General features: G+C 37.4%; 15 protein-coding genes. 9 read left to right on the forward strand and 6 right to left on the reverse strand.

The genetic code is table 11. The annotated features are described in order from the left end of the window. Positions 1–47: 47 nt before the first annotated feature. Positions 48–2,969 carry a bifunctional diguanylate cyclase/phosphodiesterase gene (locus BK580_RS16905; RefSeq protein WP_078381476.1) on the reverse strand — a complete coding sequence of 974 codons (2,922 nt, stop codon included), beginning with the start codon at positions 2,967–2,969 and terminating at the stop codon, positions 48–50. A 253-nt stretch (positions 2,970–3,222) separates the two neighbouring features. After that, the gene (locus tag BK580_RS16910; protein ID WP_078381477.1) at positions 3,223–3,555 is read right to left on the reverse strand and encodes a YisL family protein; all 333 of its coding nucleotides are present in this window, start codon (positions 3,553–3,555) and stop codon (positions 3,223–3,225) included. Between the two features lie 168 nt (positions 3,556–3,723). Here BK580_RS16910 and BK580_RS16915 point away from each other — a divergent pair, with 168 nt between their 5' ends. Beyond that, positions 3,724–4,920, forward strand: coding sequence for an ornithine--oxo-acid transaminase (locus BK580_RS16915; protein ID WP_078381478.1), 1,197 nt, complete (start codon positions 3,724–3,726; stop codon positions 4,918–4,920). Positions 4,921–4,997: 77 nt separating this feature from the next. On the opposite strand, the gene BK580_RS16920 is transcribed toward BK580_RS16915, so the two are convergent. Then, entirely contained in the window at positions 4,998–5,909 is a 912-nt protein-coding gene (locus tag BK580_RS16920; protein ID WP_078381479.1) for a fumarylacetoacetate hydrolase family protein, read from the reverse strand. A gap of 148 nt (positions 5,910–6,057) precedes the next feature. Between BK580_RS16920 and BK580_RS16925 the strand changes: the two genes are divergently transcribed. After that, a complete protein-coding gene (locus tag BK580_RS16925) occupies positions 6,058–6,234 on the forward strand; it encodes an aspartyl-phosphate phosphatase Spo0E family protein (RefSeq protein ID WP_078381480.1) in 177 nt (58 codons plus the stop codon). Between the two features lie 38 nt (positions 6,235–6,272). Here the strand turns inward: BK580_RS16925 and BK580_RS16930 are convergent, their stop codons facing one another. Next, positions 6,273–7,448, reverse strand: a complete 1,176-nt coding sequence (locus tag BK580_RS16930; RefSeq protein ID WP_078381481.1) for a DUF418 domain-containing protein — start codon at positions 7,446–7,448, stop codon at positions 6,273–6,275. 171 nt (positions 7,449–7,619) lie between these two features. Here BK580_RS16930 and BK580_RS16935 point away from each other — a divergent pair, with 171 nt between their 5' ends. From BK580_RS16935 to BK580_RS16965, 7 genes are all read left to right on the forward strand, one after another. Continuing rightward, on the forward strand, positions 7,620–7,841 hold the full coding sequence (locus BK580_RS16935; protein WP_078381482.1) for a spore germination protein: 222 nt from the start codon (positions 7,620–7,622) through the stop codon (positions 7,839–7,841). A gap of 27 nt (positions 7,842–7,868) precedes the next feature. Beyond that, a complete protein-coding gene (locus BK580_RS16940; RefSeq protein WP_078381483.1) occupies positions 7,869–8,090 on the forward strand; it encodes a spore germination protein GerPB in 222 nt (73 codons plus the stop codon). Positions 8,091–8,188: 98 nt separating this feature from the next. Next, positions 8,189–8,806: a spore germination protein GerPC gene (gene gerPC / locus BK580_RS16945; protein WP_078381484.1), complete on the forward strand. Its 618-nt coding sequence runs from the start codon at positions 8,189–8,191 to the stop codon at positions 8,804–8,806. A 16-nt stretch (positions 8,807–8,822) separates the two neighbouring features. Then, a complete protein-coding gene (locus BK580_RS16950) occupies positions 8,823–8,999 on the forward strand; it encodes a spore gernimation protein GerPD (protein ID WP_078381485.1) in 177 nt (58 codons plus the stop codon). A 3-nt stretch (positions 9,000–9,002) separates the two neighbouring features. Next, positions 9,003–9,383: a spore germination protein GerPE gene (locus BK580_RS16955; protein ID WP_078381486.1), complete on the forward strand. Its 381-nt coding sequence runs from the start codon at positions 9,003–9,005 to the stop codon at positions 9,381–9,383. A gap of 21 nt (positions 9,384–9,404) precedes the next feature. Continuing rightward, positions 9,405–9,623: a spore germination protein gene (locus BK580_RS16960; protein ID WP_078381487.1), complete on the forward strand. Its 219-nt coding sequence runs from the start codon at positions 9,405–9,407 to the stop codon at positions 9,621–9,623. A gap of 64 nt (positions 9,624–9,687) precedes the next feature. Beyond that, positions 9,688–9,906, forward strand: a complete 219-nt coding sequence (locus BK580_RS16965) for a spore germination protein (protein ID WP_078381488.1) — start codon at positions 9,688–9,690, stop codon at positions 9,904–9,906. 331 nt (positions 9,907–10,237) lie between these two features. On the opposite strand, the gene BK580_RS16970 is transcribed toward BK580_RS16965, so the two are convergent. Further along, complete coding sequence (locus BK580_RS16970) at positions 10,238–13,663, reverse strand: AAA family ATPase (RefSeq protein ID WP_078381489.1); 3,426 nt, start codon at positions 13,661–13,663, stop codon at positions 10,238–10,240. Beyond that, entirely contained in the window at positions 13,660–14,835 is a 1,176-nt protein-coding gene (locus tag BK580_RS16975) for an exonuclease SbcCD subunit D (protein ID WP_078381490.1), read from the reverse strand. The genes BK580_RS16970 and BK580_RS16975 overlap by 4 nt, the downstream gene beginning before the upstream one ends. Positions 14,836–14,913: the final 78 nt, after the last annotated feature.

The following is a 14,913-nucleotide window of genomic DNA, read 5'->3' on the forward strand; positions in this document are numbered from 1 at the left end:
CGTCATGGTGCAGGTTTGATTTGCATGTTGAGTTTTGGTATGGACATTTAATTTAAGCTTGGATGGCGTTTTTCGATAAATTTTACATAGTTTTCAGCTGCAAGGGGTTTGGATAGGTAATAGCCCTGTGCGACATCACATGTTAAATGATGAAGTAACTGTAGTTGCTCTTCTGTTTCTATTCCTTCAGCAATGACTTTCAAATTTAACCCTTTTCCCATTGTAACAATGGCGTTAACAATTGCGACGTCTTTAGAATCAAATCGTAAGTTTTTGATAAAGGATCTGTCTATTTTCAAATTATTTATAGGTAAATCTTTTAAGTAACTTAAAGAGGAATATCCTGTACCAAAATCGTCTACAGAGAGTTGCACCCCAAAATCTTGCAGTTCTTTCATAACCGCAATACTATAAGTTGCATTTCTCAACATAACACTTTCTGTAAGTTCTAGCTGCAAGAAACATGGTGCTAGACCACTTATATCCAAGGCTTTTTTTACCTCTTGAATGAAAGTTGGTTGTTGAAATTGATAAGCCGAGACATTCACAGAAATAGTAAAATCCCCTAGCCCTTTGTCATGCCATTTCTTTGCTTCTTGACAAGCAGTTTGTAAGACCCACACCCCTATGTCTGTAATAAGACCCGTTTCTTCTGCTAATGGGATGAATTCTGCTGGTGAAACTAATCCCAACTTCGGGTGATCCCAACGAATTAGTGCCTCTGCGCCAAGTACAGCATTTGTTTGTATTTCGATAAATGGTTGATAACACAAAAAGAATTCATTCTTTTCTAAAGCTTTTCTTAAATAACTCTCTAATTCAATTCTGAAAAGAGCTTGATTGTTCATATCGTTAGAGTAAAATTTAATGCGGTTTCCACCCAACTTTTTCGCTTGATTCATAGCCGCGTCCGCATTTTTCAAGAGGCTATCTTCATCAACACCATCATCCGGATATAGACTTACTCCTAAGCTAGCTGTCACATAAAATTCTTGTTCATGATACAAAATGGGCTTATTTATCGTATTTAATAGAGCTTGTGCAACATCAATCACTTCATCCATATTTTGAAAAGAAGTTAATGAAAGGATGAACTTATCGCCACCAAATCTCCCTAAATAACTATTAGTTGGAAGGATTTTTCTAATTCTCTCAATAATTGATTTTAACAATTTATCTCCTACATAATGCCCTAAGCTATCGTTAATAATTTTGAAACGGTCAAAATCAATAAACAGTACTGCTAATTTGTGTTTGTTCTTTCTTTTCTTTATTTCTCTGAGATCTTCACTTAATCGATCGCTGAAATTTTGCCTGTTCGGTAAGGATGTTTCTGGGTCAAAATACGCTAAGTAAGCGACGCGTTCTTCCGCTTTCTTTTGGGCCGTAATATCTCTTCCAATTGCATAAATCCCTGCCCGCTCCCCATTCACAATAATGGGTATATGTTTAATTAAATACGTTTTTTCTTGTCCATCTCTTTCCTTAAGTTCGACTTCATAATTTTGTTCAATACCCTGTAAAGCTTTATAAAAATGATTAGTTACCCGTTCTACATCCTTAGGCTTTAAAAAATCCAGGGCATTCTTTTTTAAAATTTGCTTCTCAGAAAAGCCGAAAATTTCAGAGAATCTGGGGTTAACACTTAGAAATCTCCCAAATAAATCAATGGAGAATACAATATCTGAATTATGTTCAAATAATGATCTGTACCTTTGTTCTGAGTTTTCAACATTTTTATTAAGCTTTAGTATGTCTTTAGAGGATGCATTAATTAATTGGGTTAAAACGATAATGGCTTTAGATTCATCTGGAATATCATAATTAATAGTAACGGAAGGGGGGGTTTTCACTTCATTTGTTTCACTCAGTGCAAGATAAATGGTAGAAAAACTTACATACTCTACCTTGCCTTTTGCTGGATTATCAATTTCACCATAACAAAAGAAGCCAAATGTAGGTGCAATTTGCTCGAGAGCTTCTATTTCTTTTTGTACATAATGATGAAAATAACGTCTTCTAGCCGTGCAGTTAAAAATGAGAATCGACTCTACTGGATTTGTTTGTAGCTGATCCACTTTTTCTTTTGTAGATTCTATAATTCCTTGTGCATCTGCATAGGAAAATGTAAATTCTTCCCCTTGTATCACATTTTTGTCTACTTTTAGAGATCCACCATCTTCTATTTGAAGGGCAAATAGGGGGACCTTTTGACCATTTTTAATTGTCATCATCGGAAATTGAGCACCGCTTTGAGGCAGCCCTTGCACAAAATGATCTCCCAAATATTTTGTTAAAATATCTAATGGTTTTTTATTATTTATTTCATAGATAATCTTTCCCTTTGCCTTTGTAATCGTAAAGGTTGAGCCAACTTCCTTCCAACCATTGTTGGAAAAGGGGCTAACAATTAGTTCTTCACTATTTAAAGCAATGGCTACTAGTCCACTATTTGTCACATGCTCATTTAACCAAACTAAGGTTTCTTCAAAATCCCCATTTGCTCCTGCAAAAGCTCCAAAAATGAGCGTGTCATGAGAGACTTTAGATAACCCCTTTACTAAACTGTCATAATCAAAATGGAGTCCGTTTGCTAAAATCAACAAAAGCTTGGTTTTATCTGTAAGCATCTTTTCTGTAATATCTTTACCTAATTTATCAAGTGAATGATAGTGTTCTAACGGGAAAAGAGATGTATGGATACTTGTTTTTTCAAATACTAAAAAAGAAATCACTACTTGATTAGATGATACTTTTCCATTACATATCTCACCATCGGTTGTTGCACCCACTATAGAAACTAAAGGGAGAGCATTCTTTATTTCACTAATCATTTCATTAATCGTTTGTTTCTCCATAATCCCAGAATACATTTGAACAAATACAGTAGAATCTTCATTAATTCGATGTTTATGAATAAATGGAACTATATCTTTTGATTGAGTGCAGGAGAGATTGAAAGTTTTCATAAGTAAGAACTCCTATATGTTCTACATCTTTTTACAAAACAAGTGTTTATTTTACATTTTATTCATTATAACTTTACCATAGTTAGTGGAAGGAAAATACGAAAACTTGAAAACATTCGTAGAAGAATATCTTACCTTTTAAAATTTCCTATAACCTTTAGGGGCAAGCCGCTCAGCTAGACAATAACCTAGTATTTTATGTAAAAAAAAGAAGTGTCAGACCTATGTCCAGCACTTCTTTTTTACGGTTATACTACAAACTAAATCCTAAATGAATTACATAAGCTAGAGCCGCCAGGAAAATAACCCAGAAAACTACGGTCGATTTTTCTTTTCTAGTACGAACAGAGATCATCTCCATTAATCCTATTACAACAATCCCTAAAGCAGCTTTTAAGAAATATTCCCCTGTAATATTTATCTTGAATAGTAGTTGAACTCCAGTTACTACGATTAATATGTAGAACACTCTTAAAATCATGGAAACTATTTTAGCTCCCTTTGCTTTCCCACTTTTTTGTAATACAAGAGCTACTACAAATAAAATCAGTGCGATCGCCCACGTTGAAATATGTGCATGTGTCATGCTTTCCCCTCCTTACCTATATAAAAATTGCAATACTTTTATCATATCATGTTTTACTAAAAAACCTAAATAAATCGACTTTTTTCCCTTAAGATAAGCTTTTGATTTTTATCAATGATATAATACTTTTTGAAAGCCATTACATTGCTAGATGGAGGTATTTCATATATGACAACAAAAACACATGATATCATTAGTATGACAGAAAAATTTGGTGCCAATAACTATCATCCACTTCCAATCGTTATTTCGAAGGCAGAGGGTGTTTGGGTGGAGGATCCAGAAGGCAATAAATACATGGATATGTTAAGTGCTTATTCTGCCGTGAACCAAGGACATCGTCACCCAAAAATCATTCAAGCCTTAAAAGATCAAGCTGACAAAATTACTTTAACGTCTCGCGCGTTTCATAATGATCAGCTAGGTCCTTGGTATGAAAAAGTAGCACAGCTAACAAATAAAAACATGGTTCTCCCAATGAACACTGGCGCTGAGGCAGTAGAAACTGCAGTAAAAGCTGTACGTCGCTGGGCTTATGATGTAAAAGAAGTACCTGTTAATCAAGCAGAAATTATCGTATGTGAGGACAACTTCCACGGTCGTACAATGACTGCTGTATCCATGTCTTCTAGCGAGGAATACCAAGAAGGGTTCGGTCCAATGTTACCAGGAATCAAAGTCATTCCTTATGGAAGCATTGAAGCTTTAAAAGCAGCGATTACACCAGATACGGCTGCCTTTATTTTTGAACCAATTCAAGGTGAAGCTGGTATTAACATTCCAGAAGAAGGCTTTTTGAAAGAAGCTTATGACGTTTGTAAAGCCAATAATGTCCTTTACGTTGCAGATGAAATTCAAGCTGGCTTAGGTCGCTCTGGAAAACTATTTGCTTGTGATTGGGAGAATGTTGAACCTGACATGTACATTTTAGGAAAAGCATTAGGTGGTGGAGTATTCCCTATCTCTTGTGTTGCTGCAAATAAAGAGATTCTTGGTGTTTTCAACCCAGGCTCTCACGGCTCTACTTTTGGTGGAAATCCACTTGCCTGCGCCGTTTCTATTGCAGCATTAGAAGTATTAGAAGACGAAAATCTCGTAGAGCGTTCCTTTGAGTTAGGAAACTATATGCAAGAAGAATTGCGAAAAATAAACAACCCTATCATTAAAGATATTCGTGGAAGAGGTTTATTTATCGGAGTTGAACTCTCAGAAGCTGCCCGCCCATACTGCGAAAAGCTAAAAGAAGAAGGCCTTCTATGCAAAGAGACTCATGAAACTGTCATCCGATTTGCACCTCCTCTTGTTATCTCTCAAGAAGACTTAGATTGGGCAATCGATAAGGTGAAGAAAGTATTAGCTGTATAACATAAAAGTTAAAACTGACCAGGCCGCCTCCAACGTTATATTTGGAGGCGGCCTGGCTCATTATGCATCTATTTCTGTTACGCTTTTTCCACCTGATTTATTAAACTACCTATCCCTTCCACATAAACCTCAACGATATCTCCCTTTTTCAAAAATCTTGGTGGCTTAAAACCTTTCCCAACTCCTGCAGGCGTACCAGTGGCTATAATATCACCAGGTTCTAACGTCATTCCTTTAGATAGCGTTGCAATTATTTCAGGGATAGTAAACATCATGTAGCTAGTACTAGCATCTTGCCTTGTTTCCCCATTTACCTTTGTGCTTATCTGTAGCATATGCGGATCTTCAATGGCTGATTTATGAACAAGCACTGGTCCCATCGGACAAGTTGCATCTAAACTTTTCCCAAGAAAAAATTGCTTATGGCGCGCTTGCAAATCTCTTGCTGTAATATCATTTATAATTGTATAGCCAAACACAAAATCCATTGCCTCTTGTTCATCTATCTGTCTTCCTTGCTTACCAATAACAACTGCTAGCTCCCCTTCATAATCTAATTGGTCTGTTAGTTCTTTATGTAATAAAATGTTTTCTTGATGTCCTATAACCGTGGTTGGAGCTTTGGTGAAAATCATAATATGTTCTGGGATATCGCCCTCACTTCCCATTTCGAGGACATGATCTTTATAATTTTTACCTACACAGAAAACATTCTTACTCGGCCGTGGAATAGGGGCAAGTAAGGTAACCTCTTTCATTTTACGAAAATAGGAAGTGGAATCTTTTTGTGTAAATACCCAATCTCTTAAACTTACTACAATCTCTATAAATTCTTCTCCCAGTTTAAGGCATTCTAGCAATGTGCTTGGAAGCGTAATTCGTCCATTCTTTTTCTCTTCTATTAGCTGTAAATCTAGAATAAAACCTTGTGATTCATCTGTTAATCCGATAAAGGTCTTCCCCTCATAAATGGCCGTTACAAAGTGCATATTATCGACTCTCCTTATTTTATCGAAACGTTTTTTTGTTGTATCTTGTAACATTATGACTTGTTTTATCGAAGTCCTTTTTTTCTTATCCATACCGTGCCATAATAAGGACAATCGCTTGCATCTTATTATATTGGAGTAGAGTCTTATGTTAGCCTTTAAAATTGAAATGAAAAGAAATCAAATGATTCACTATGCAAAAGAATACGGGTTTACCGCATCAGAAACAGTTAGATGTAGTCAGGAATTAGATGCTCTTCTTAACAAACAATGGAAACAACAAATACATTCCATTCGGGCAAATAAATATTCCTTTGCGCAATGAACAAAGATGTGAGTGACCCACTCACATCTTTATTCATGTTATTTTTTCCTGAATACTGACCTGCTGCCATAAGTTCCTAGTCGCCAGAGCCATTCAATTGGACCATAATGAAAATGATCTAACCATACTTTACTTAAACCAATTTGAACAAGAAACACTCCTATTACTAAAAGTAAACCATAGAAAGGATTGAAATTCCCATATAAACCAAATCCATAACTATAAAAAATGAACGTACATAAAACAGACTGGAATAAATAGTTAGTTAAACTCATTTTTCCTACATACTTTAGCGGAGAAAGTAGCTTCAAGCCAAAATCCTTCCTAGTAAGTAGAACCACTGTTAAGAAGTAAAACAGAGCACTTGCTGGTCCACCAAAAGAATCCTGTAAATATTCTGTGACAATATTTTTATCTGAATAATATGGAAGAAACTTAAAAACTAATGCCAAAAGGAACGTAACTACCCAGAGCTTTTTTAACATACCAAGTTTATCATCCAATTTTTCTAACCAATTATCCTTGGCCGCTGCTGCTCCCAATAAAAACATCGGCAGAATAGAGATTATAATAAATAGTGTGTTCCCTCCGAAGTTAACAAAAGACCAATCTGCCACCCTTTGCTTCGTTATTTCAAAAAAAGATCCATTTGCATATACCTCTAAAGAATGCATCGCAGATCCCTGCAAAGTGGCATAGATACTTTCATCCATTACCATCATTACCATAAATAATAATAAAGACATAATGACTGTCGGTATTATAATAAGTAAGATTCCGGTCCAGACCAATGCTTTAGAAGTCATATTTCTCATCGCAAGTAATAGGAAGCCAATTACTGCGTATGTAATGAGTATATCTCCATGCCATACAAAAAAGGCATGAATACAACCAATTAGTAGTAAGACAACTAATCTTCTAGAAAAATATTTTGGTACCGATAAGTTTTTCTCTTCCAAACGCTTAGTAAAGATGATGAACCCATACCCAAATAAAAAGGAAAACAACGTATAAAAACTAGCTTGGGCTACGATATCAACGAAATTCACTGCCCAAATATCTAATGGCTTCGTCCAGTATGTATGTGGTTCTATGTATAAAATAGGCGAAAAAAATGATGGCATATTCACGAGAAAGATGCCAAGTATTGCTAATCCTCTAATAATATCTAAAGCTATAATTCTATCTTTTTCTTGTATTGGTACTGCTCGCATTAACATTCCTCCCTTTTATGTTTACCTATTTTATTATAACTACTTTTCCTGAATATTCCTATATTTTAACGTACACTTGTACAATTTCACAATCACATACTCACCTTACCGGGCATTTGTCATAGGATATAGTGAAAAGCACGATCATTATTTTAAAAGGAGTCAATACTTATGCCAGCAATAGTCGGAGCCGTGAATGTAAACAGTATAGGAAACTCCGCAGTTTTTCACATAGGCGATGTTTTTCAAATGTCTCTGTATAGCGAAGCAAAAACATTTGCAGGAGCCGGTAGCTTTAATACTGGTGACCGGATTACAGTTAGCAATACAAACAGTCAAACCAACACCTATGATCAGGATCTGGTAGATCAACCAATTGCTCTAAATATGTAAACTCTCTTTAAATAAATGGGGGATAGTATGGCTACAAATTTTTTTATTCACCAAAACATTGTCATCCATCAAATTAAAATAGGCGGAGTAACCAACTCTTCAGTCTTTCAAATAGGAAGTGCCGGAGTCATTAAATCACTTTCAAATCTTTATAATACCGGAGACTTTAGTGGTCCCGCTCCGACTTCAAGTGCTGAGATTCAGCAACTAGAGGGTCCATATGTACCATTAGTCGGACCAATAAGATAATCTAACTTCCATTTGGGCATTCACCCAATACACTTTATTTGCATACAGTATTAATGCCAGAGAAGCGTGCTGGGTAAGTAAACGGAAGGGGTGATCGAATGTATTATAATTATCAGTATTTTTATGAGTCCCAGCAACAAATTAAGCAGCTACAGGATATTGTTGAAAAGCAATCAAAGCAAATAACCACACTTGAAGAAATCCTGAAAAAAATGCAACAGGAGATCATCCAAATTAAACAGAAACCTAGCATGAATATCGAAAAGATTGAATACAAATTTGACCAACTTAAGGTTGAAACATTAGAAGGGACACTTAATATTGGCCTTACTCCTGGTTCTACTGGTGAAATTGAAGACTTTGTTGTAACCCAAAACAATCTTGAAGTACCTGTTCCACAGAGAAATCAACAGCTTGCTAAGGAGATTGAAACGGATATACGGAACCAATTAACCAAAAACGGCCAAGACACCATAAAAGGATTAGCGAAAAAACAAGGAAAAGTACTCGAAGAACATTATTATGATTTTATGATACAGGACGTTTGCAAGCAATTACCAAGTCGGATTAATCATTGTTTAAATACAGTAACCTCTGAAGCGTTGGAAAAAGGCTATAGTGATGAAAAAATCAAAGCAGTTACTGTTCAGCAATTACAAGCAGATATGAATAAAGCATTCGCTACCTTTATCCAAAATCTCCCTCAAAATAACTAAAGTGTGGTGCAAATAAATGAATTTTCACGTTGTCAATCATGGATTACAGGTTGACCATATCGACGTCTTAGGGGTTTCTTCATCATCGATTTTATTGGTTGGGGATACACAGACAATATGTTTAACCTCTTATTTTGATACTCCACCAGAATCACTCATTATTGGTCCATTTGTACCTTTAACTGTAGAGTAGTAGATGATGAGAATATCACGAGTGAACGAAGTTGGGTTGATGGCACTCGCCTTTAGCTCTACCTTTCATATTGGGGATTCCTGTTATATAAAAGCCGATTCGAAAGCACTAGCAGTAAAACGAGAATTCCCGCGATTTTATGGGAATGAAGGGAATTTCTCTGCCTACAAAGTATTTACAGAAAACACTCCTACACCTGTTATCACAGAAATGGTTTCGATGCAGATATCTAACCAAAATCCTGATATCTGTGTAAATCGACTTACTGTCAATGGTGTTTCTTCTTCCTCGGTTTTACAAATCGGCTCTACTCAAACAATTTGTGCGAATTCTAGAGTCAAACACATTCGTCAGCTTTTAGGGAAGCATGCAAAATACAAATAATCATCAGTTAGGAGAATTAATATGCCAGCAATTGTAGGTCCTGTGCAAGTAAACAGCGTCGGGGGCGGAACGTTGAATTTCGGAGATTCCTTTTATATCAGCCCAAAAGATACCGGAAAATCTCATGGGGGATCTGGTTCCTTTAATACAGGGAATTTCATTAATGCCAATAATGGATTAAGCGCAACTAATACGATTGATCCAGATGTTAATGATCAAAATATTACTGCTAATGAGTAGTTAGGTTAACATATCTTTTTGTTTCACATATAGTGTACTATCACAAAAATAAAGGATGTCTTACATGCCAGCGATAGTCGGTCCCGTAGCAATTAACAGTGTTGGTGGCGGAGTTATTAATTTTGGAGATTCGTTCTATATCTCTCCTAAGAGTGCATCCAAAACCTCAGCAGGCTCTGGTTCCTTTAATACCGGAAATTTTATTATTACGAACAATGGACTTAGTGCTACAAATACTATTGATCCAGATATTAATGATCAAGAAATCGTCGCAAATAATTAGATTCTTATTTATATATAGCAAATGCCAGACCTTTTATATAGGTACTGGCATTTGTTTATTTTAATTCTACCCTACCCTGAAAAAAAGTAGGTTATCTGTGAAAACACCCTGATGATTTCCGTGCCAGGCGTTCGCTTATCCAGAGGGGCGCTTGTGGAGCCTCCTCGGCTTTGCCTGCGGGGTCTCCACAAAACGCTACTTCCCGCAGGAGTCTCACGCCTTGCACTACAATCATCAGGGGAGACGGGGGGATATTTGACGGTCCACTTTTTCATTATCCATGGTGCGATTTTCAGCATCTATGGGAAGTTTGAGTGACCAATAATAAGGTTTAAAGTTCTTCTAATTTAACGGTGGATCCTTTGCCTGTTGCGTCAGCTGGTGTTACGACTAGACGTCTTGGTAATCGGGCTCTTAGCTCCTGGACGTGACTGATAACTCCTACTGCCAGATGATTGGATTGTAGCTTTTCTAATGCTGTTACAACCGCGTCTAATAGTTCATGGTCTAATGTTCCGAAGCCTTCATCCAAGAAGAAGAACTGTAATGGGTATTCCCCTCTCAGCTGTATTTGAGCCGATAATGATAAGGCTAAGGCAAGTGAGGTTAGGAAGGTCTCTCCTCCAGATAACGAGGAAACAGGTCTCCTTACTCCCCCATTAGCATCATCTCGTATGACAAATCCGCCTTGAGAATCCATTTCTAACGCATAGCGCTGACGTGTAAGATGACCGAGTCTTTCCGATGCATCTCTGCTAATTTGAAGAAGCTGTTCTTCCGCCAAATATTCCACAAAGCTATTTCCTTTAAAGACAGATTGAAGCTTCTGAAATGCTTGTGTTTCAACCGTTAGCTTTTCCTTATTGTCTTCTAAAACTCTATACCTCTCATTGCGTTTCTCTATAGAAGAAAGGTGTTGAAAGGCTGCACTCTTCGCTTCTATTTCTTCTCGTAGCTTTTGCCTTTTCGCCTTTAGGCTTTCCTGAAGTTCTAACCATTCTGCTTCCTTTATCTTTTCTTCTCCAATTAAGGAATTTAAACGTTCCCAATCCTTTTCTATCGCGTTACGCTCTTCCCAATATTGTTGCACCTTCTTCTGCCATGAAATCTTGTATTCAAGGAATAGAATGGCTTTCTCTACCTCAGCCTTTGACGAAAAAGCAGCTTCCTCCAAAGCACGTGACCATTTTTCTGCAAGATTTTTTTGACGAGACGTTGTTTCTTCTAGCATTTGCTCGCTTTGCTTCACCCTTTTGTCATACTCATGGTAGTTAGTTTGAGCGGAATTCCATGCTTTGTAGGATTCTGCCTCTAACTCATTAATATTTGCTACATCTTGTTCCACCTGCTGCAACAAACGAGAAACAGGCTCATTCCCTGCAATGCTACTTATCTCAGCTTTTGTTTCTTCCATACGAGCACTCATTTGCTTTCTTTCTAGATTATCTTGAAAAAGAATTTTCTCTGCTTCTATTCTAGTTTCTTGCACTCTTTTAAGCTCTTTTTCTTTCTCTTCAATAAAATCCACACTTTTATTAATTCTTTCCTGGAGCTCTTTCATTTGTTTTTCTACTTCTTTTGCATGATGGAACTGCTGCTCAATCTCCTCGAAGCTTTCTTCAGCAAAGGTCGCACCCCAAATAAGTTGCTGCTCATCCAAATCTGCTTTTATTCCTTGCATCCTTGAACTCCAAGTAGACCATTGTTCTTCATAAGTTTGCTTTAATTTTTGAGATTCGTTCCAAGCGGATGTCCATTTCCTTAAAGCTTGATCAAGTCGCACTTTTTTCTCTTGAGTATGAATCATATCCTGAAGCAGTGCTCTCTGTTCAGCTTCAATATCATGGTATTTTTCTATTAACAGTGCAGCCCCTTCACTTGTTGCATCATATTGTTTTTCCCATTGCTCTATTTTCTCACCTGTTGGACTTGGGCTAGGTAATGACCGTTCACCTTCTAAATCGCGATATAATTCAGTAGCAACCTGCTCTAATTTCAACTTAATTTTGACATTCTCTTGCTTTTCCTGCTGAAGCAACGAAACGAGCCTCTCTAATCCGTTGTCTTCCTTACTACTTGCAATTTCACGCATTCCATCATGTGTAGCACGATTAGGATGATCGGTCGATCCACAAACTGGACAAGCTCTTCCTTCTTCAAGAGATGTTGCTAAATCGAGTGCGAGCTGATGTATTTTCATGGATTCATCTAATCTTTTTTCGTCTAAAAGCTGCTGCTCCACCTGTTGGCTTAACCAATCCAACTGAAGGGTAAGCTCGGAAGATTTCGCATAATGTTTTTCAGTGTTTGAGAAACACGCTAGCATTCCTTCTTTCACCTTTGTAAGCTCTGCCTCTGCCTTTACATTTTCTGCTCTAAACTGATTCATTTTTCCAGATAAGGTTTGAACTTCCTCATTCGTTTCAGTTAGTTTTTTCTCCACCTGAATTATCTCTTGTTTTTTGTCAAATGCGAGCTGAAGCTTTTCAAACCGATTTGGAGCAAGTGAATTGGAAGCTAACTCTACTTTTAGGCTTTTTTGCTTAGTTACTGCCTTTTGATACAGTTCTTTTGTTTTTTTCTCGTGAAGCTCTACCTCGGCTAATTGTTCTTGCTTTTTCACAAGATTTTGATCAAGTTGTTCCAAATTAGTTTGAAGAACTTTCATTCCTTCTTCTAGCTTTCGAGCTCTTTCTAGCTTTTCCTTCTTTGAAAGAAGTGCTGGTTGTTCCTTTTCCTTTTTCTTTCTCGCAACTTCATAAGCTTCCATAGCTTGGTGCAAAGCCTCTTTTGCAGTATGGTACATTTTTTTATCTTCGCCAAACTTAGTACTCCATCGCTTTAATGCACTTTCTATCTCTGTAAGATCATCTAATATTGGCTTAATCGCAGTAGCACGATCGGCAAGAGAAAGTTTCGTTTCAAGGTCTTTTATCGCTGGTTCCTGTTCTTGATAACTAAGGAGAGAATCTTCTACCTTCTGTTTTTCAGCTTGCCATTCCCATTTTTTCTTTTTCTCTTCAAACACCACTTCTAGTTGCTGTAAGCCCATTTCCGAATTTTCAACGCTATTAGCTATTTCTTTAAAAGCTTTTTTAGCCTCTTTTACTGCAATGTCAGAAGCTTCTCCAAGTCCTAGCTGTTCGGCATGTATTTCACCAAGTATACGTGTCTTCGTTTGAAGTTCGTCCTTTATTTTGCGAGAAAGCTCATCCCCGTATTTTTCTAATTGAAATAAACGTTGAAGCATTTGCCTTCTATCTGCTCCTTTTAAAGAAAGAAATTCGGCAAATTTCCCTTGAGGGAGTACAACGGCGCGAGTAAAATCATCAATCGTGAGACCGATTATCTCTTGAATAGCAGCGTTCACTTCACTTGCTTTATCCGCAATAACGATATGCTCTTCATGCTTGACCTCGGATAAGCGACAAATCCCCGATTTCACACGAATATCATCGGTACGTTTAAAAGAGCGCTCTACTTTATATCGTTGTTTGCCTTTTGCATTCTCTAATTCAAAAAGGAAAGACACATCTAACACATTTTCTGCATGGTTCATAATTCCTTGTGTATTATTAGAAGCACGTTCGACCTTTCCATACAACGCCAAGGTCATCGCATCTAAAATCGAGGATTTACCACTACCCGTCGGACCAAAAATCCCAAACACTCCACCTTGACATAGCGCTTCAAAATCAATAATCTGTTTTTCACGGAAACTCTGTAATCCTGCTACCGTTAACGTTATTGGCTTCATTCTGCCCCCTCCTTCCTTTCTTCATTTAATAAGGATAAAAATAAATGAACTAATTCTTCTTCCGGCTCGGCCCCACCTGTTTGTTTTTCATAAAACCTTACAAACAGCTCTTCAATCGGTATGCTATCCATTTTTACTGCTGTTAGCTCCTCTACCATCTCTGGAAAAATTGGTCGGATATGGAGTATTCCTTCATGAAGCTTCCGAATACGATGTATTTCTTCCATAGATAATGCGTGTTTAACATGTATCTCTAAATCAATCCATGCATTCGTATCCCTTCTTTCTTCTAACCATGTGAAAACCTGCTGTAAACCTTCTGTTGCTTTCCACTTTACTAAAGGCTTGCCACTAGATAAGTAAATTTCCTGTGTGCGAACTTCTTTTCCTGGCTCAGCATCTATAATTGTGACACTCTTTGTATAGCCTGCTTCTGAAAAGCTGTATGCTAAAGGTGAGCCCGCATAGCGAGCAGTTGTTTTCGCCCTTTTAATCGTTTGAGGACGATGTAAGTGACCAAGTGCGACATATTGAGCTTGATGCGGTAAGCTTTCAGCAGCAACCGTAAACGCCCCACCCACCTCAATTGGACGCTCTGAATCAGTAGAACTACCACCTGCTACGAATAAATGACTCATGGCCATATTGACAGAATCAGGAGTAAACTGCTCACACATCTTTTCAAAAAGCTGACGAATCCGAGCATCATATTGATCCCTTATTTGCTTTTCGTCAAATTGCTCGGATAGTACTTCATTTAATCGTGATTCGGATGGATAGGGTAAAGATGCAAGTTTCAACATTTCATCTGTAGTAGGAATATAAATCGTTTGAACATCCATTGTAGGATAGCCTAACAAGGAGATATTTTGAGTGGCAGCAAGTGGCCAAGACGCGGACAAGCGATCAGGATTATCATGATTTCCAGCAATTACTGCAACTGGACGCTTCCCTTTGTTTGAAAGCTGCTGTAAAGACTCATAAAATAATACTTCTGCTTGTGCAGGAGGATTTACCGTGTCATAGACATCACCTGCCATTAAAACGACATCTATTTTTTCTTCTTCTACAATCGCTAAAAGCTCCGCTAAAAATTGTGCTTGCTCTGGCAATCTACTTCTTCCTTCTAATGTTTTACCTAAATGCCAATCGGCCGTATGAAGTATTCGCAACTTTACTGTCCCCTCCCAATTAAAAAGAGCTCAAGCTGACATGTCTGCTCTCTTAACATTTGCTTGAGCCCTTGCCTC

The organism is Sutcliffiella halmapala, from assembly GCF_002019665.1.
GTDB classification, from domain to species: domain Bacteria; phylum Bacillota; class Bacilli; order Bacillales; family Bacillaceae_I; genus Sutcliffiella_A; species Sutcliffiella_A halmapala.